Raw genomic sequence first — 17,925 nt, 5'->3', positions numbered from 1 at the left:
CAAGTTGCTTTCGGGAGCGAGTCGGTTGACCCGTTCCGCATGGAACGTCGGAAAAAGCTTCTCGAACTAGCCGAAAACGTACGAGCTAAATGTTGTCGGAAGTCTCGAAAGCGTGGGGTGGCATAGTGGCCATCCGGAGTGCCAGTGCCGTCGAGGATGAGCGACTACGCAGGCTCGCTCGCGCTGGCCTAGACTCTGTCCTCCTACAGCCTACCGCTACTGCGTTGAGGAAGGGCATCATGGACGCGACGGAGCCGGTTCGCAGCTTCTTTAAGCGAACGGCGCTGCATGACTACGAAAAACAAGGTAGAGGAGCGCGAAAGAACGGCGTTCAGTTGAAATGCACGATCGTTGGTCTCGACGAGTCTCATTCGGTCATCGCTTCCCTTTACAAGCCCGAAGCTAAGCCCAACAAGGCTGGTGACCCGAGAATTTGGCTCTACGGCTTGCCAGACCACGCCGGTCCGGACGATCTGCTAGCCCTATTTGTTGTGAAGGGCGATCTGTATACGATCAATATCACCAGAGTAGATGTCTGTGATGCTCTCGATGGGAACCTGAGAGGACCGCTAAGCGAGATCCTGCAACGCCGGAACGAGGCTGAGACACCGGCCAAAATGCTCCTGCACCGGCTTCGTCAGCTCTCTCGCCGAGGGCCCATCGCTTCAGTGATGGCGCAGGCTGCAGACACGGCAGTTGGTCGGGCACTAGAAGATGCCCTTGGTATACCGATGAACTCGTCGCAGGGTCCCGACTTCCAAGGTATAGAACTAAAGGCTTTCCGGAGCTCACATACCCCGTCGAAACAGAACCGCAAGCAACTCTTTGCTAAGGTTCCAGACTGGGATGTCAGTAGGCTGAATAGCATGACGGAGGTTCTAGATCTATTCGGATACTTCCGTGATGGCGCAGATCGGCTGAATTGCACGGTGAGTGCAGCCAACATCAATTCTCAAGGTCTGACCTTTGAAGTTAAAGAGGGTGCTGGCCTGCTCAACGAATGCTCAACCAAAGATCCGATTGGACCATTTGCTACTTGGCGTCTTGAGGGACTTCGAGAGGCGCTTGCGAACAAGCATCACGAAACGTTCTGGATCGCTGCTGACGCGGAGGTTATTGATGGGAGGGAGTACTTCCACTATCGTTCTGTGACGCACACCAAAGGACCACTGCTGGCTCAATTAGATGCTCTGCTGCGCGAGGGAACGATAACCATGGATCACATGATAAAACGTTCGCCTAGCGGGTCTGCAAGAGAGCGAGGCCCTTCGTTCAAGCTCGCCCCTCATGCGCTAGATCGGTTGTTTCCTCCGAGCGAAGAAATCTTCCTGACCTGAATGAGTTATCCAGCCCGCTTCAGCCCGTTGGAATCGGAGCTGGCCTGTGCCGCGCCTTGCAGGGCTTCCCGCATCGCTTTGCCAGCAGCCTCCGCCATCTTTGGAGGTACCGCATTCCCGACTTGCGTGTACTGAGGGACTTCGAAGCGCCTCCGATGGCTCCCAGTCGTTTCTTTGGAGCGGAATTCGAATGAGTCCGGGAACGACTGAAACCGAGCCATCTCCCTTACAGTGAGGGTTCTGGGTTCAGACGGATGAACGTAATCGTCGGGAAGGCTCACTACCGTCGGGCTCGGCTTGTTCCAAGCGAGCGGCCGCTGGCTATGCTTCTTCGTGCCGAGCTCCATGATGAGCTCCACGAGATCGTTAATGCTCGAAGCTATGATCGCGCCGTCGCCTCCCTTGGCTGGGAAAGACGCCCCCGCTAGAGCTGCGCGTAGCTGCTTGCGTTTTCCAGCGTCACTGACCTCAGCCTGCTTGGGGATCCCAATAGTCTTCGGATGAATTTGTTGGTCACGGAAGAACTGATAGATTCGGAACCGGGTGGCGGTCGCATCAGTATGCTTGCGGAGCGTATGGTTCGTCAGGCCACTGCGGCCCGCTGCTTCCGCGATGTGTACAGGCATCCAACTAGAATCCGTCCGCATCTCATGGGCGAAGTCTGGGAGGTTGGAGAGGCGACGATATCCTTTCGGGGAAAGGTCACCGATTGCATCCGCGACGGTGAAGATTTCACTATCGAAATGAGTGGCTAGGGGAGCAACCAACGGACGCTCAGGGAACAGAAGGTTCTCGATAGAATCGTACTCAGAGCGCCACGTATGCTCGGACCCTTCGAAACCGACAGTCGCCGCAATATCGGTCCGAAGAGCCAGAAGCATAACGCGCGGGCGATGCTGTGGCGCACCGAAATGCATGGCGTTGAGGAGGGCCGGTTGGACCTCGTAGCCTTCCCCGCACTCCCCGAGAGCAATCCTCAGATCGTCAAATGGGGACGCCTTGCCTTGCTTGCGGAAGTCCTGAGCCATCCCGGAGACGTTCTCCACCAAGACAGCCTTTGGATTCACCGCCTCCACGAATTCAATGAATTGCCAAGGCAGCTGGTTGCGAACATCGTCCGGGTTGCGTCTTCCAGCCAAAGAGAAGCCTTGGCACGGAGGCCCGCCAGCTACGAGATCGATCTGCTGGTCCCGGAGTTTCTTGAGGACCGCCGGGGACTCTAAAACCGCTTCGAGCTCTTTGATTACGAGGCCTTTGGCCGCTTGCTCCTCTACCGAAGTCTCTTCGGACGCGAAGCGCTCGTATGCGGTCCGGTCAGTAATTCGTTCTATGAAGTTGTGGTAGAAAGTCTCCGCTGCCATGGGAGATTTCTCGACAGCCAGAGCGAGCTCAAAACCCGCTTTCTCCAGCCCGAGGCTCAGCCCACCGCATCCCGCAAAGAGGTCCACATACTTAAGGTTGTCGAACATCCGCTCATTCTCCCAGAACATTCCGGCAACATGTTGTAGCTGGAACATTTTGGCAACCTAAAATTGATTCCTATCGGAAGTCCAGGAAATTTTCCCAGGATTTTGTGCACAGTCACCCAAGGGCGCGGGCGATCGCAGCGGCTAGTTCATCCTCCAGTTTCGTTTCGCACTCCCAGATCGTAGCGACTGTCCAACCGGCACCCCGAAGCGCTTCTGCCTTCTCTGCGTCCCGTTGGATGTTCCGGTCCAACTTTGGTCCCCAATAGGAACTATTAGACGTCGGACGATGCCCGTTCACGCACTCCGAATGTTGGTGCCAAAAGCATCCGTGTACGAATATAACGGTCCGGTGCTTCGGAAGGACGATGTCAGGTCGTCCCGGAAGGTCCCTTCGGTGGAGCCTGAAGCGATAGCCAAGCGCGTGCAGCGCCCGACGGACGGCCAGTTCAGGCTTCGTGTCTTTCTGCTTCACGGCCCGCATGATCTTCGAGCGCTTCTCTGGGGTCACAAAGTCGGCCATCGGCGTGAACTACTGTGATTGGCAACGTTGCTAAAGCTAACGTTCCGAAACCAAAGCCTAGTCGGGTGCGGATTGATCCATCGCTCGCCAGCGACCAGAAAAAAACAAGGGTTGATGGAGCTGCAGGCCAGTAACTGCGTGGTTTCGATATTGGCAGGGAGGCTATGCGACTCCTCCAGAAGTTCCCTTCGGAGAACCGATGCTGCCATGAGCTCCCAACCTCCGCCTCGCCTCAAGAGCGAGCAAATGGCCTTTAGGAACCTTTAGGGAGCCCGAAGGGGGCTCAAAATTCATCGGAGGGGCAACCAGCCGTTGAGAGGTTTCGCTTATCTGGATGAATCCTCAGGTCTTTCAGGGGCAATCAATGGCAACCCGAATAGCAACTCGCGATGCAGCCACTCCCTCGGCCCGCTCGCCCGTCGTTACGCTCTCTGACTTTCTACGGGAGGAGTATGATAAGCCAGCGCCGCTACTGTCGCCTTGGCTCCGGAGGGGTGACCTATCGATGGTATACGCCCCAACTGGGGTCGGAAAGACTTGGTTCACGCTCGGCGTTGCATGGGCGGTAGCGACTGGTTCCCCGTTCGCAACGTGGAACGGTCACGGCTATCGAAAACACGCGAAGGGGCACCGGGTCCTAGTCATGGACTTCGAGATGGCCGTTTCGGAACTGCAGGACCGTCTCCAGAAAGTACGGGAGCGATCGGCACGCGACGTAAGCGCCGAAGCCGACAGGCGGGGTCAGAAAAACTTGTCAGTATACGCGGTCACGCGGCTGGCGTCCGGTCAGCACCTCAGCGACCTCAGCAAGCCGCAGGAATGCGAGGAGTTGGTAAGACTGGCGGAGGGTTTCGATCTCGTGATCATCGACAATCTCTCTACGTCAATGAAGCCGGAGGACGAGAACAGGCCGGACTCTTTCTACCACCTGCAAGAGGCGCTGCTGGAGTTGCGGAGGCAGGGGAAGGCCGTGATCCTCGTTCATCATACCAACAAGAGCGGCGACCAGCGAGGTTCGTCAGCGAAGACTACGGTTCTCAACACGGTCCTATCGCTAACTAAGCTCAAGCCAGACCGTGGGATCGGTTGGGGGGTGATGGTGAAGTTTGAGAAGCACCGAAACCTGATTGGCGACGAGAAATCGCCCGTCGAACTGTGGGTTGAGGCGACCGAAGACGGTGAGGAACGTTGGCGGACGGAGGCCACCGATATCGACCTTCACTCCATGGTGGTGCGGTGGCATCGGAAGCAGCTCTGCCGGAACCAAACGGAACTTGCGCAGCTCTTGTCAGCAGTAATTGGCGATGAGGTGACTCAACAGCAGGTCAGCCGGGCCAAGACAGCGGCGATCTCCCGTGGGATGATTGGGCTGAGGGATTGGAACAGGCACCAGCAGGCGGCGAAGAACGATCCGGACGCCACCAACCGTCTGGCCCGTGAGTTAATCAGACTGTCTGGAGGAGAGTGAGTGTCGGGTAGCCTTGACGGGATCTAACCCATTGAAAAGGCATATCTTACGGGTTCTTCTTCGCCACTTACGCGTCTAAGGTCCCTTTAGGGTGCGTAAATTTGGCCTCAGAGCCTCAAGAGGTGAGTGTCTGTCAGGGTTTGCCGCCTCGCATGTGCGGGTAAATCCGAAATGGAAGGCGAGCACCAGCCTAGCAGCAGCAAGCAGCAGGCCCGGCACCTTTACCCGTTTTTTTGAAACGCGGTCCTGCTAACCCCACCCCCTTCTGAAAGGCCCCGGGGGGCAATCGTGAGGTCAGCAAAACAACGACGCTAGGGCGGCGAACGTGCCATTTTCCGTGCCTTTTTCTTCCCAATTGCCCTGCTACCTTCGATGCAGTATGCTTGGAATTTCAACGGCTAACGAGGTCGGGCATATCAACAGTTGGCCCTCCGAGAGGGCTCACCATTCATCTTCTAGGCAGCATAGTGCCGTAATCCCTTGGCTTTCTCGAGCGTACCGCGCCACAAGGCGGGTCACAAACGAGACCGCTATGCCGAAGATGAAGCTCAGGAACAACTATCTGGAGAGGCGCTCAGACACCAGGTTCTGGCAGTTCAAGCGGCGCATCCCCGAGGACCTGCAAGAACGACTAGGGAAGACGTTGGAACGGCAGTCTCTGAAGACCGCCAACGTGGATGAAGCCCGGAAGATGAGAGACACCCTAGTCCGCCAGCAGGATCAGCGCTGGGCATCCCTGAGACGGCAGCAGGCGCTCCTAGGCGAGCGAGCGGCGCTCCCCACCGACGACGCGGCGATCATCGAGAAGGGGAATGAGGAACGTCTTGACCCTGACTATCAGCCCGTTTTCGACGAGATTACGGATGCGCTCGATGCCTTGGTCGGGGCGGAGCTAGAGGCTGACCCAAGACTATCCCAAGAGGAAGCCTTCGACTGGGTTACGGAGAACACCAAGGCCGGAGTCGATCTATACCGAGAGCTGAGATTGTGGCGTGGTGAACTGACCTGGATCGAGATAGGCGAGAACCATCTTAAGGCGCACCCGAAGCCGCCTGGGACGGCACAGGAGTACCGCAGAGCGTATAAGAAGGCCTCTGCTGCCCTCCCGCCTCCAGGAAGTCTCAGCGACGACCCCCAGGCTAAGGTCCGCGTTCAGCGTTGGACCAACGCTCTGGGAACGGACGAGGGACTCGCTGAGGCGACCATCAAGAAAATGGTAGGGGCGCTCCGCATGGCCCTAAAGACACATGGGACAGAGCCGACCTTTCTGACAGGGCTATCAATCCCCACAGTGAAGCAGCGGACTGAACGCCAACCCTGGTCCGATGCCGAAATCAGCCTACTGATGAGCAACTGCGAATATGACTGGCTACGCCGCGCTATCATCATCGCAGCACACACCGGAGCGCGGCAGGAAGCTGTGGCAGAGCTGCAGTATCTCCCTGCGGAGGACTGGATACGGTTTCCCAAAATGAAGAGGGAAACCGAGAACCGTCTCATTGCGTGTCCTGATAGGATACGGGAAACCGTCCGCCAGTGGGTTGCCAATCCACGCACCAAGAGTTCCATCTCCAATCGGTTCACAGAGCTCAAGCAATCCCTGGGTTTCACGGACAACAACGTGAAGGTATTCCACGGATTCCGAAGGACAGCTCTATCGAGGCTGACGAACAAGCACGGCGTTGAACTAATGCATGCCAAGCTGATCGCTGGGCACAAGATAGGTGATGAGATTCTGAGAGCGTATTACTCCGACTACTCGCCTGAGAACCTGCGGGATTATGCCAACCGACTTGAGTACCCGACCTTAGAGGCGTGGTACGACTGAGCGGGGTCACTTAACTCTGGCGAGTATCTGAGGCCCTGAATATCACTAGGAGTCCCTTAGGCCATTCCCCCCGTACCCCCTCGGTTCTCACAAGGTGCTACCCAGGGTGTGCCAGGACATCTTAAACTTCCTCTAGCCTAGATCGACACCTGCTCAGAACCCAGAGAATCCGTAGGCTGACTCTTGACGACTGGACCTGTGTCACTCAGCTTAACGATGACACACTCAGTGTACCAGCGAGGGAGCAAGAGACATGCGCATCGGATACGCCAGGACATCCACGGTTGAGCAGAGGTACGGCCTAGAGGAGCAGCTGGACGCTCTGCAGACTGACGGCTGTGAGAAGGTCTACAGCGAGCAGCTGAGCGGCACCAAGGCTGACGACAGGCCAGAGTTGCAGCGTTGCCTAGATCAGCTCAGGGACGGTGATGAGTTGGTGATAACCAAACTCGACCGCCTAGGCCGGAGCGTACTCGACCTGTGCGGGATCATCGATACCCTGGATGAACGCGGGGTGACCCTGAGAGCCCTGGACGGTTCGGTGAACACTGCCAGCGCAGCGGGACGCCTGACCATCCATCTCTTCGCAGCGGTTGCCGAGTTCGAGAACGCCATCAGGCGGGAGAGGCAGGCCGTGGGGATCGCCCGCGCCAAGGCCGAGGGGAAGTATGACAAGAGGGCGGACGCCAAGAGAGCTAGGCACAGAGCCCAGGTGGTCGCCATGACGGCAGATGGGAAGGGAAGCCAGTCTAGCGCCAACGAGCTGGGCATCTCCCGAAGCACCGTCATGCGGATCAGACGGGAGGAGAAAGCAGCTTAGTGGTCCATCAGGACAGCATCCCTCTAGATCGCCTGAGGATGCCCCAGGACTCGCGAGAGCGAAAAAAGGCTGGATGGGTAGCCGGAAGGCCAAAGACGCACCCTGACTCATCCTCGCGACTCTCAGAGTCATCCCGATGTTTCTACGTCATCCGCATCGCCCGGCTGGCCCCGGGTGAACCCAGGGAAGTCTCTGGGTCTATGCTGAGAGGGTCGACAGTCCAACCCCAGCCCCCTCTCGGGGGTGTCGACGAAGGCCAGAAGATGTCGACGATCAGACTGGCTTACTCCTTGGGTCCTAGATTTGTCCCCACATACCTTGGGTGGAGAGAACTATAGGTATATCTTGTGATTGTCCCGGAGGGGATGAATACAAGGGGTGAGTATGGAGGAGGAGGTGATAACCACAAGTCTTGGAGAGAGGCCCAGTGTTATCCTAAGGAATACACTAGGTCTAACCTAAGGTATTCATCAGGACAGCACTCAGGTGAGGCTCCTAGAGGCGCAAGGTCTGCCCAGGGTTCACTCTGAGAGGTGGTCATCATCAGATACCACCACCCAGGAACAGGCCCAGGGTTAGCCTAGCGTCATCCCTGAGACGGTGGTCATCATCAGACCACCTCCAATCAACCTACCCAGAGACAACCCAAGGTGACGCCCGCGCGCCTATTGGTTCTTGCTAATATATCTCACGGCTGAGAAATGGTCGCTGTGATGTTTTTCTCTTTCCATCCGTGCACCCCATAAGAGCCTATGGACTCACTCCAAGAAGTGCAGCGACTTGCTACCTGAGCGTATTGATATTCAGTGCTGCCCCTAAATCAGTCATAGACCATTCTCCAGCTGCATCACAGCGGGAAGGAAAAGGCGATGCCGACCACTCTCGCTATCATCGGTGAACTTGTAGAGTGCGCCCTAAATGCAGCCAGCGAGAACACGGCGATTGCCTCGACCGGAACCCTCACAGCAATCCCGGTGGCCTTCGAGGCGGCGACGGGGATGGTACATTTAGCCAATCCCCGCGATCGCGAACCTCCTGGTGAGCCAGTCAAAACGCCCGTCCGTTCAAGAACGGTCTAGTCCCGGTTGATCTTCCGCAACAGTGGTCGCTCTCCGGCTTGGTCATCTTCCGATGAGAGAGCAACACCTGAGAGATCGTTCAGCGAAAAGTCCAATCCGGACAGGTTTTGATCAACTTCAATCGTGTCATCAAACCGGGAACTGTTGAATGGGAGTGCGCCGCAGAGCTCTCCCTCGTCACAAATCAGGTTATCACTATCCATATCGGTTCCGTAGATAACTCGATAGCTCCCGGCTCGGAGGCCGCTAATCGATGCGATCGCGCTACCGCCAGAAGCACCCTCCTCAATCCGGTAATCATCCACTGCCGTAACGAACTCTCCTGCCTCGTTCAGCCTCTCGACAACAAAGAAGATCGCTCCTGTGGTTCCAGTCCCCTCGTCAGATGCGTTCGTGAGAGACACGGGAATGTTCAGTGTAGAACCATTCGACTGCTCGAAACCGATGGTACCCTGGAACGTTCCAAGGCCAAGGATTTGTCTGTTGGCTCGAAATGTATAGGTCCCGAATCCGTCAGCATCGGTTTCGCTGTTGACCAATGATATCCACTCGCCCCCACTTGAGGTTCGCAGAGACGGCGACAGAGTGATGCCCTGAATCCGATTGTCGAGACCGCGAATCCGCTCCACGCTGATCGAAACATCTTGAGCCAGAATGCCGAAACTCACTTGGCTAGGAGATGATAGAATGAGATCAGGGAGCTCGGAGGGGTTGCCTCCAGAGAATTCCAGTGCGGCGTTGATCATTTTTGGCAGCGACATGAGACCATAACCGGTTTCGATGTCATAACCCTGAGCGCCTATGTCTTCGGTCAGGCGGCCTGACGCCAGCATGCCCTCAACGTCCGCTTGGGTTAGTGTTGGAGAAATCGCCTTCATCAGTGCTATTCCTCCGGATACGGTGGGAGATGCCATCGACGTGCCGTTCATCAAGGTATAGTCCTGCCTGAAGCCCGCTACACCACTGAGCGTCGCAATTCCCCCAAGAATGCCATCACCGTAGCCATCACCGTTGGCGTCCACGCGAACGTCACCACCCGGCGCAGCAATATCGACCATTGAATTGAACGTGCTGTAGTGAGCACGTGATCGCCTAAAATCCGTGGCAGCAACGCCAATGACGTTGGGAAACGATGCAGGATAGTTGATGACGGCGGCGCTATCGTTGCCAACGCCCGCCACAACGATCACTCCCTCGGCCACAGCAGCGTCTATTGCCGCAGAAACTGACGGATCGGGCTGACGATAACCTAGGGACATGTTTATCACGTCAGCTTTCTTCGGCGGTAGAGCGTTGCTCGCGTTTGGCAGCCTAGCAGCATATCGGATAGCCTGAGCGAGATCGCCAAAGAATTGCTTGCAACGGGGCCCGGAACTAAACCCAATTTTCAGCGCAATAATCTCGGACTGTGGAGCAACGCCTATCATTCCTCCGTCTCCAGACGAAGCCGCTGCGGTGGTTGCCACGTGAGTACCGTGGAAGCCGTGGCATGCTGGATTGTCTCCTGGACGGACGATCTCCTCCGCCTCGGCGTCAAAGCCATCGCCGTCAAACTGCGCAGCTACGAAATCACGTTGATCAATAATCTGAGTACGGAGATCAGAGTGAGCCGTGAAGTATCCACTGTCTATCACAGCTACGACCGGCGTCTTAGCGAACGTCAGCCCGGTTAGCTGAGCCTCAGCAGCTTCCCAGCCAATATCATAGAGGTTCCAGTTGATAGATCTTAACGGCACGGGGTCAGAGTTGAGCGCTTGAAGTGTCGACCCTGCCTCAATAGCAGTAAAGAGGTCACGTCCTTCAAGCCTGTTCAACCGATCCAACAAGGCCAGCAGAAGAAACTCGGGTGACTGGGAGTGATAGGAGCTTGGGAGGCCAATCCCTGCAAACACATTCGATCGGTCCGCAACGAACTCGTCGACATCGTCTTCCACAAGAGAGCGAGCGCCTTGCAAGTCAACGATACGAACATCTGCAGACCGCAAAACACTTGCATCAGAACCGGAGAAATTCGAGTGCTCGAAGGCATCGACAAACGCAATTCCCGCGTCCGTCACTGGTGGTCCGTTCAAGATCACTGCGTTGGGTTGAAGGTTTTGAACAATCCGATCTGTGCCAAGACTAATTGGTCCCGCAATCGAGGAAAGGCTCAGTGTATAGTTAGAGGCCCCCGATCTGGCCTGCACTGCGATGAAGTACTGTCCGTCTGAAGGGACCGACAGAGCTTCGTACGCTCCATCGATAGACATTGAGACGGCCTGAGCAATACCAAGGCTATCATATAGGATCAGATCGATATCGTTGAGGGCTGGGGTAGCCTGATCGAAATCTGCAGCCTCGAGAAAAATCTGCTGACCGGAAAACCCTGTGAACGAGTACACGTCAAATTGATCCGTGGAAAAGAAATTGAATCTCCCTGATCCAGGCGGATCGATCACAGTGACGAACCCCTTGACTATACTGGGATTGCTGATTGTTTGTGCGCTGATAAAATCGTTGTTCAATCGCAGTTCGGAAAACGTATCATTCGTGTCGCCATCCACAGATAGGAACTGGGAGGCAGCTAGGTTGCCTGACAGGGTGAAGGTGGTCTCATCTTCGCCTGTCGGAGCATCCGGTTGATCAGCTCCACCTGCGATACGTTTTTTCGGATCGCTAGGTCCACAGCTGGCTAAAAGGAGACACGTCAAAAGGCTCACTGACGTCTTAATGGCCCAGCTTCGAGAATGCACAATCCGCCCCATATTCACCTACCGCGGCGCTCCAATACCTGGCTTGAGAGTATGCAGGAACGAAGGGGAAAATCTACAACAGTTAACAGGCTTATAATTATGGTAAGTCGAGCAAACACTTAGTGAAGCAGCACTCTCATCACGACAACAGTCTCTCACCGGAGTACTGCGGGAGGCCCTAATTTCACCTTCCATAGTGCACGCGGAGGAGCCATGCCGATTTTGCTAGCAATGTAAGACCGCCATCTTCCTGACCCTGGCCACCTACTCGACCTTGAGCGGACGGGGTACTAATTCCTTTCGCCCAACCGCGACCTCTTCAGTGTACAAACTTCGAAGTCGATCCGGTCTCAATCGAGGGGTACTCGCGCTCATCTGGCATCGGTATTGAAGTCCAGGTTCGCGATGTCGCTGTCAGCGCTGTTCCAGTTCCAGCAGGCGGCCTCTTGTTCGGGTCAGCTCTGTTGGGAGCTGCTGGTTCCGCTCTCCGCTGGCGGGGGAAGTACACGAAGGGTTAGGTTTTCCCCTACGTGATTCCAACCGCTCCGAGCCTCGTATCGATAGCCGAAGCGATGGCTTGCTCGACCAGTGATGTTGACTGCTATCAAGTCGCGCACCTAATCGATTCACTACCTCAGCATACTGATATTTAGAGTTGCCCCCGGCTTATGCCTAAATCATCCTCCGGCTGTCTTCGAACAGCAGGGAGAAGGCAATGCCGACGACAATCACTATTATCAGCGAACCCGTAGAGAGCGCCCTGGGGATAGCTAGGGAGAACCCGACGACTGCCACGGTGGGAACCCTGACAGCCGCCCTGATTGCCTTTGAGGTTACTATGGGGACCGTCAATGCAGCGGAAACGGAGCTGGACAGGTTGATCGCGGGCGTCCCTGCGTAGGTCACAGAGTGGAGACCTGGGGAGCTGCAGGGCTCCTTGGGGCGTCTGGAGAAGCTCTCACCATCCGCTATCCACGCCTTGCGTGCCTCGAGACGTGCTACATAAACCGCTCCGCACTGAGCAGTCGATTTTCGAAACGATATAATAACAATCACTTATGATAAGAAAGATTTGACGGTAGAGCCTCCGAGAGGGCTCACCATTCCCCCAAGTCACTGTTCTGACGTAGCCTTACGAGGCTGCGTCCTTGCGGCATGGTGCTCTCATTGATGGCGCTGCTTCTTTTCACTAGCCTCTGTGGAAAACAGGTTCCGCTTTAAGGGCGGGCAGGAGGGAACAGTGCTGGGAAGAATTGTCGTCGCGCTTATTGCGACGGGGCTTGCGATCGCTTCATCGGCAGCCGCTTTTCAGGCGCCGATCATCGGGCTGCCGGAGCGCCATGCGCGTCATGTGGAGGTGGTTGGCGACGCTCAGTCGGGTTATGCGCTGCATGTCAACGGACACCCTTACACCGTGTACGGCGTTGGGATTGGTCAGCCTTCGGATGAACGCTTCGCTGCACTTGTGAAGGCAGGCGGGAACACGGTCAGGACATGGTCCCAATACGAAGCTGACAAGGTCTTCGAGCTCGCTGAGAAGCACGGCGTCATGGTCGCGCTGGGTCTTGATTTCGGTCAGGAGCTTCACGGCTTCGACTACGACAATGAAGAGGCGGTGGCCCAGCAGTTCGCTCGCACGCGGGAGGCAGTTCTTCGGTATAAGGACCATCCGAACCTCCTCATGTACATTGTCGGCAACGAGTTGAACCTGCTCTTCGATGATGAGGGGGAGGTCGCTCCGGTCAACGCGAAGGCTTACATCGCTCTCAACGACGTTGCTGAGTTCATCCATCAGGTTGACCCTCACCACCCGGTATCGACGGCTTTCGCAGGGTACCTGACGCACCACGTAGACCGGGCGCTGCCTTACCTTCCGAACCTCGATATCCTGTCGGTGCAGCTCTATGGCGATCTTGTGCGGATGCCTGAGTTTCTCGCTGGCGACCGCAGCGGCATCCCGATCATGATCACCGAGTACGGACCAATCGGCCATTGGGAGATGCCCAAGACAGCCTGGGGCCGCGAGATCGAGGAGCCTTCAGCGCTCAAGGCGCGGGGCATGGCTGAGCGGATCGACCGCTTCATCGCGAACGACCAGTCTGGCCGGATTATCGGCAATTTCGCCTTCTACTGGGGCCACAAGCAGGAGCGGACCTCGACCTGGTACAGCATGTTCACGCCAGAGGGTCGGCCCGACGCCCGTGCCGATGAGCTATCGCGGTACTGGACTGGGTCGTACCCGGCGAACCGCGCGCCGATGATCGAGTGGATTACGCTGGCCGGGAAGGGGCCGCTTGAAAGCGTCAAGCTTGCTCCTGGTGCAGAGTATACGGCCGAGATCGACCTGTGGGACCCAGAGAGCGACCCCCTCAGCACCGAATGGATCCTCCGACGTGAGGTCAGCGAGCGCTCCGAGGGCGGAGGACTTGAGGCTGCGCCGCCGGAGGTGCCCCTGACGGTCGTTGGGACAACCGCCCGGACGGTGACGTTCCGTGCGCCGATCGAGAGCGGCGAGTACCGCCTGTTCGCCACCTCATCGGATCCGGGACAGAAAATCGCCACCGCCAACATTCCGCTGATGGTCGAATGAGGCCCGAGGGTGGGTTTTTCGTCTTAGTCTCTGGAAAATAAAGCTAAGTCGAAATTCCCTTTGGGAATCCTTGGCCGGGCCGATGCTTTAAACTTTACGGACACTCGGCAAGGTGCGACCATCGTGCCGGGAGCGGGCGTTTGTGAAGTGTTTGCGGGAGCGAAGAGGAATACTCTGTGCGTTCATGACGAGCGCAGCATCTTCTTTTGTGCTTTCGGCTTTTCTCTCTCAGGCTTCAGCAAGTTTTGGCGCAGGGCCAGTTCTTCAACAATTTCGTGTGCTTGCCCAAGAAGGCAGGACCAGCGAACCGGACCGCCCCAAGCGCGCAGGCTCGCGGGTCGTCCTCGCCGGGGGACCCACCGTCTGTGCTGCCGAAGAAGCACCAAGGCCCGAGCAGATCAGTCTCCACGCTGATTCGTTTCTCAGGCTTGCCGAGAGCTATCGTGGTCCGGCGCAGCGGCTTGGCCTCTTGCCTGGTAGCGCTTGCGGGGAAGAGAGCCACCTGGCCGGTGTGCCAGCGGGCCGGGCTCCCCGGTTTACAGTTGCTGCTCGCTCCGATGCGGTGTCGAAGAGGACGGAGACAGCGCTTCGCCGCCTCGCGCCATTCGCATGGCCCGCCGCGCTTGCCCGGGCAGAGGAGTTGCTTGGCGGGCCCGTCCTCGTGACGCTGACGCCGCCAGCCTGTTCGGGCTGTCCCGAGGGCGCGAAGGTCGAGCCGTTGCCGCGCACCTTCTCCTTGAGTGCTCTGGTCAGCAATGATGCCTCGGTCTTTACCGGCCGCAAGCGTGCCCGGCTGCGCGGGGAGGTCGAGAGCCTGTTTCGGCATGGCGATGCCTTCTCCTCAGGGTTCGTCACTTCGCTGGAGGAGGGTCAGGCCTGGTTCGGCTTCGGCGAGTACAAGACCCCGGTTTTCGGATCGAATTTCAAGGTTGGCTATGACTTCTTCCGTTCACGCATCAGGCCGGGAACGGACTTTCTGAGGGACATCGACTTCATCATCCGGGGACAGACGGACTCGCTTTTCTTGGAGCTGCCGACATTCGAGCGGGGAAGCCTTGAGACGTCCGTGACCGTTGACCTCACCCGGGACGAGTTCAACCTGAAGCGGACGACCACGCCGCCGGTCTATGACGTGAATTGGAGCGTCGGGTCGGAATGGTCGAACGATGTGGATTATGGCAAGAGGATCAGCACGAACCTGACCTTCGGCGGCAGGGTGGGCGTCGACATCTTTGATGCGACGGACCCAATGGACGTGAAGGCGTCGACCAGCCAGCTGGACCCCCGTTTCTGGATGGCCTCCGTGGGCGCCGAGATCGACTGGCACATGGCGGGCAAGTGGCACTTCATGGCGACCGGCTATGCTCAGCAGACGAACAAACCCGTCAGCCAGCAATGCGAATATGGGGGCACGGATATCGGCCGGGGCTATGACCCGCTCGAAGCCTCAGGCGATGACTGCGTCATTGGCCTGATCGAGATATTCCGTGACCAGAAGGACGTGCCGGAATGGTTCCTGGAGGTCGGCCCCTTTCTCGCCGTGGATTACGGCTTCCTGAAGCTGAAACCCGGTGCAGGCGCTGGCCTCCAGGCCGGAGCAGGGTCCGTGGAGCGCAGCTCGGTCTCCGTTGGTGTGCGGGGGACATGGGGCGACAAGCTCGACACGGACCTTCTGGTCGGCTTCCCGATTCAGTCGAGCGGCCTCCCTGAAGGCTTCGCAGACGACACGCGTTTGATCTTCAGTGTAGCGATGGAGTTCTAGGCTGGCCTAGCGGTCAATCTCGACCTTGCGCTGCTCGCGCCGGTCGCGGGTTGCCATGAGGAGCCCGATGGCCGCGAGACCTGCTGCGGTGGTGATGGGTGCCTTGCGGACCTGCCGCGCCACGAGGGCAGAAGAGGCCATGCCGAGCGGGCCTGACGTGGCGACCTCTACGGCGCGTTCGAGGGGGTTCTCGTCATCCTCATCTGGCTCATCAGGCTGCGGAGCTTTCTGGTTCATCTCCCAGATCCGCTGGATCAGCACCGAACACCCCGCAACGAGGATGAGCCCCATCCCCACATAGGCGAGAGCCGCGAGCAGCGACATGGTCTGGTTCAGCCACACGACGGCCGCGGCGATCAGCAGCGCAACGCCGGTCAGGCCGACGGTCCCTGCAAGGATGCCGACCTCGACCCTGACTGCGAGCCTGCGAAGCTTCTTCGGTTTGACCCCTGGAATGCCCAAAACGCGAAGACCCTATTTCTTCGAGAAGAGGTTGCCGAGCATGTAGCCGACGGCGAGCGCGCCGCCGAGGGCGAGCATCGGGTTCTTGCGCGTGGCGACCTCAAGACGGCTCTGCAGGTCGCTCATCTCCTCCATGGCGATGGAGACGGCCTGCTGCAGCTCTTCGACAGCTTCGCCGCTGTCGATTTCGGAGGTTGCTGCCCGAATCCGGGCGCGGATGTCCTCGACGGCTTTGTTCAGCTCTTCGACGCGGCTGTCATTGCTGTTGGCGGACTGGGTGCTGGCCATGGAGCCCTCCTTTTCAAGGAAGGCAACGGGGCCAGAACCGGAAAAGTTCCCTGGCGGCTACAAATGCACCACGAGCCAGGCGAGACCGAAATAGGCGAGGGAGAGCGTCGCCGTGAAGCCTGCGAACATGAGGGCGCGGGGCCGGACCTTGTCGTAGCTCGCATGGCGCGCGACCTCGGAGACTGCGCCGGCGATTTCGGTGGAGAGCTCATGGGTGTTGAAGCTCGACAGGGTGATCCAGTGGCGGCCCTTCTCGCCGTCGATACGCTCGACGGCTTCCTCATAAGCTCGCTCGAAGGATGCGGCAGCCACGGCGTCGGTCACCATGCTCTTGGGCTTGAACTTGTGCCGCCGCGCATAGGCGAGGGCTGGTAGGAGCTGGGGCAGCGCGCCTCGCAAATCGTAGACGATATAGCTGAGGCCGAGGATCAGGACGGTCGCCCTGAGCCCCGAGAGGGTCAGCCATTCAAGCGCGAAGAACAGCGCTGCGATGCCGAGCAGCAGCACCTTCACGGCCATCACGCGGAGGAACTTCACGATCCGCTCGCGCAGGACCGACTTCACCGAACGGTCCAGCTCTTCCTCAGCGAGGCGGATGGCCTCCTCCGTGGCAGCGGACATCTTGCGCTCGATCTGCTTGTCGATCGCCTTGCGGCCGATGAAGGCCCCGCCGACCAGCGTGCCGACGAGCAGGCCCACGCGGATGAGGCTAGCGTTCTTCATCGGGCAAACTCGGAAAAGGGGGCACGCGCATTCATGCGCCGCCCCCTAGCGTCTTCGCGTTTCAAAATCGACAGCCCCTCACGCAGTGGTGGTGGCGTCGGCACCCGAAGTGCCGTGGATGTAGAGGAAGGCCCCGCCCTTGAACTTCTCGATCAAGGTTTTGGCGACCTTGCGCTCCACCGCGGGGCAGCCCCAGCTACGGCCCTGGGTGCCGCGGGCAGGGTTCACGTAGTCGGCGCCGTGGATGACGATGGCCCGCTCGCGGGCCCGGCTGTTGGTCTCGGACAGGCCGTCGAGCTTCAGGCTGAGGCCGTGCTTGCCGTAATAGGTCTCCGCCGTGACGTAGGAGCCCAGCGAGGTCATGCGCGAGCCGACCGTGTTCGAGAAGACCGAAGGACGCCCCTCATGGCTCGGGTCCGAGCCGACACCGTGGGAGACCAGCAGAACTTCAGCCTCGCCGCTCTCGGTATCGAGGATCCAGAAGCGCGGCTGGCTCGAGTGGATCGTGTAATCGATGATGCCGATGTAGCGCTGATTGCCGACGACATCCTGATTCGCGGCGTAGTTTTTCATGGCCTGGTCGAGGACCAGCGGGTTGAGGCCCGCCTGGACGAACCCTGCCTCGATCGTTGTTGTCGCTGCTGAAGAGGCGGCTGCCGGAACGGCGAAAGCGGCTGCGGTGGCGAGAGCCAGCGATGCGGCGAAGCGCTTGAAAATCATGGATGTCCCTTCGTTGAAAAGGCGCTGCCAAGCCCTGCAACAGGCGGCGCGCCCCGTCCTTCCCACACTCAACATATGGGGTCTGAAGGGGCTCACGAAAGGGTGTAGAGGGAACCTGAAAGGATCT

Annotated in this window: 14 protein-coding genes; 7 read left to right on the top strand and 7 right to left on the bottom strand. The window is 58.2% G+C overall.

All coding sequences use genetic code 11. The features are described 5' to 3' along the window. Positions 1–239 precede the first annotated feature (239 nt). The gene (locus HK107_RS02080) at positions 240–1,337 is read left to right on the top strand and encodes an MvaI/BcnI family restriction endonuclease (protein WP_173196320.1); all 1,098 of its coding nucleotides are present in this window, start codon (positions 240–242) and stop codon (positions 1,335–1,337) included. Positions 1,338–1,342: 5 nt separating this feature from the next. Here the strand turns inward: HK107_RS02080 and HK107_RS02075 are convergent, their stop codons facing one another. Both HK107_RS02075 and HK107_RS16050 read right to left on the bottom strand, forming a co-directional pair. After that, positions 1,343–2,854: a DNA cytosine methyltransferase gene (locus tag HK107_RS02075; RefSeq protein ID WP_198912270.1), complete on the bottom strand. Its 1,512-nt coding sequence runs from the start codon at positions 2,852–2,854 to the stop codon at positions 1,343–1,345. Positions 2,855–2,918: 64 nt separating this feature from the next. Further along, entirely contained in the window at positions 2,919–3,326 is a 408-nt protein-coding gene (locus HK107_RS16050) for a very short patch repair endonuclease (protein ID WP_173196318.1), read from the bottom strand. 334 nt (positions 3,327–3,660) lie between these two features. Here HK107_RS16050 and HK107_RS02065 point away from each other — a divergent pair, with 334 nt between their 5' ends. From HK107_RS02065 to HK107_RS02055, 3 genes are all read left to right on the top strand, one after another. Then, entirely contained in the window at positions 3,661–4,794 is a 1,134-nt protein-coding gene (locus HK107_RS02065; protein ID WP_332871470.1) for an AAA family ATPase, read from the top strand. 532 nt (positions 4,795–5,326) lie between these two features. Next, positions 5,327–6,622: a DUF6538 domain-containing protein gene (locus HK107_RS02060; protein ID WP_173196314.1), complete on the top strand. Its 1,296-nt coding sequence runs from the start codon at positions 5,327–5,329 to the stop codon at positions 6,620–6,622. Positions 6,623–6,875: 253 nt separating this feature from the next. Further along, a complete protein-coding gene (locus HK107_RS02055; protein WP_173196312.1) occupies positions 6,876–7,442 on the top strand; it encodes a recombinase family protein in 567 nt (188 codons plus the stop codon). Between the two features lie 1,075 nt (positions 7,443–8,517). Here the strand turns inward: HK107_RS02055 and HK107_RS02050 are convergent. Beyond that, positions 8,518–11,220: a S8 family serine peptidase gene (locus tag HK107_RS02050; protein ID WP_173196310.1), complete on the bottom strand. Its 2,703-nt coding sequence runs from the start codon at positions 11,218–11,220 to the stop codon at positions 8,518–8,520. A gap of 748 nt (positions 11,221–11,968) precedes the next feature. Between HK107_RS02050 and HK107_RS02045 the strand changes: the two genes are divergently transcribed. The 3 genes from HK107_RS02045 to HK107_RS02035 all read left to right on the top strand — a co-directional run bounded on the left by HK107_RS02045 (position 11,969) and on the right by HK107_RS02035 (position 15,605). After that, a complete protein-coding gene (locus HK107_RS02045) occupies positions 11,969–12,154 on the top strand; it encodes a hypothetical protein (RefSeq protein WP_173196308.1) in 186 nt (61 codons plus the stop codon). A gap of 339 nt (positions 12,155–12,493) precedes the next feature. After that, positions 12,494–13,843 carry a glycoside hydrolase 5 family protein gene (locus tag HK107_RS02040; protein ID WP_173196306.1) on the top strand — a complete coding sequence of 450 codons (1,350 nt, stop codon included), beginning with the start codon at positions 12,494–12,496 and terminating at the stop codon, positions 13,841–13,843. A 277-nt stretch (positions 13,844–14,120) separates the two neighbouring features. After that, complete coding sequence (locus tag HK107_RS02035) at positions 14,121–15,605, top strand: ShlB/FhaC/HecB family hemolysin secretion/activation protein (protein ID WP_173196304.1); 1,485 nt, start codon at positions 14,121–14,123, stop codon at positions 15,603–15,605. A gap of 6 nt (positions 15,606–15,611) precedes the next feature. On the opposite strand, the gene HK107_RS02030 is transcribed toward HK107_RS02035, so the two are convergent. From HK107_RS02030 to HK107_RS02015, 4 genes are all read right to left on the bottom strand, one after another. Beyond that, a complete protein-coding gene (locus HK107_RS02030) occupies positions 15,612–16,067 on the bottom strand; it encodes a hypothetical protein (protein ID WP_173196302.1) in 456 nt (151 codons plus the stop codon). A gap of 12 nt (positions 16,068–16,079) precedes the next feature. Further along, entirely contained in the window at positions 16,080–16,355 is a 276-nt protein-coding gene (locus tag HK107_RS02025) for a hypothetical protein (protein ID WP_173196300.1), read from the bottom strand. A 57-nt stretch (positions 16,356–16,412) separates the two neighbouring features. Further along, positions 16,413–17,078, bottom strand: a complete 666-nt coding sequence (locus tag HK107_RS02020; RefSeq protein WP_173196298.1) for a hypothetical protein — start codon at positions 17,076–17,078, stop codon at positions 16,413–16,415. 78 nt (positions 17,079–17,156) lie between these two features. After that, positions 17,157–17,798: a murein L,D-transpeptidase catalytic domain family protein gene (locus HK107_RS02015; protein WP_173196297.1), complete on the bottom strand. Its 642-nt coding sequence runs from the start codon at positions 17,796–17,798 to the stop codon at positions 17,157–17,159. Positions 17,799–17,925 lie beyond the last annotated feature (127 nt).

The sequence above is a fragment of the Parvularcula mediterranea genome (assembly GCF_013085255.1).
Taxonomy (GTDB): Bacteria; Pseudomonadota; Alphaproteobacteria; order Caulobacterales; family Parvularculaceae; genus Parvularcula; species Parvularcula mediterranea.
Note: the sequence above shows the minus strand (reverse complement) of the source record. Positions and strands in the feature narration are given on the sequence as shown.

Coding starts and splice junctions, on each gene's coding strand:
- HK107_RS02025 (WP_173196300.1), bottom strand. CDS start 16,355: ATGGCCAGCACCCAGTCCGCCAACAGCAATGACAGCCGCGTCGAAGAG.
- HK107_RS02075 (WP_198912270.1), bottom strand. CDS start 2,854: ATGTTCCAGCTACAACATGTTGCCGGAATGTTCTGGGAGAATGAGCGG.
- HK107_RS02045 (WP_173196308.1), top strand. CDS start 11,969: ATGCCGACGACAATCACTATTATCAGCGAACCCGTAGAGAGCGCCCTG.
- HK107_RS02055 (WP_173196312.1), top strand. CDS start 6,876: ATGCGCATCGGATACGCCAGGACATCCACGGTTGAGCAGAGGTACGGC.
- HK107_RS16050 (WP_173196318.1), bottom strand. CDS start 3,326: ATGGCCGACTTTGTGACCCCAGAGAAGCGCTCGAAGATCATGCGGGCC.
- HK107_RS02020 (WP_173196298.1), bottom strand. CDS start 17,078: ATGAAGAACGCTAGCCTCATCCGCGTGGGCCTGCTCGTCGGCACGCTG.
- HK107_RS02060 (WP_173196314.1), top strand. CDS start 5,327: ATGCCGAAGATGAAGCTCAGGAACAACTATCTGGAGAGGCGCTCAGAC.
- HK107_RS02080 (WP_173196320.1), top strand. CDS start 240: ATGGACGCGACGGAGCCGGTTCGCAGCTTCTTTAAGCGAACGGCGCTG.
- HK107_RS02015 (WP_173196297.1), bottom strand. CDS start 17,798: ATGATTTTCAAGCGCTTCGCCGCATCGCTGGCTCTCGCCACCGCAGCC.
- HK107_RS02065 (WP_332871470.1), top strand. CDS start 3,661: ATGAATCCTCAGGTCTTTCAGGGGCAATCAATGGCAACCCGAATAGCA.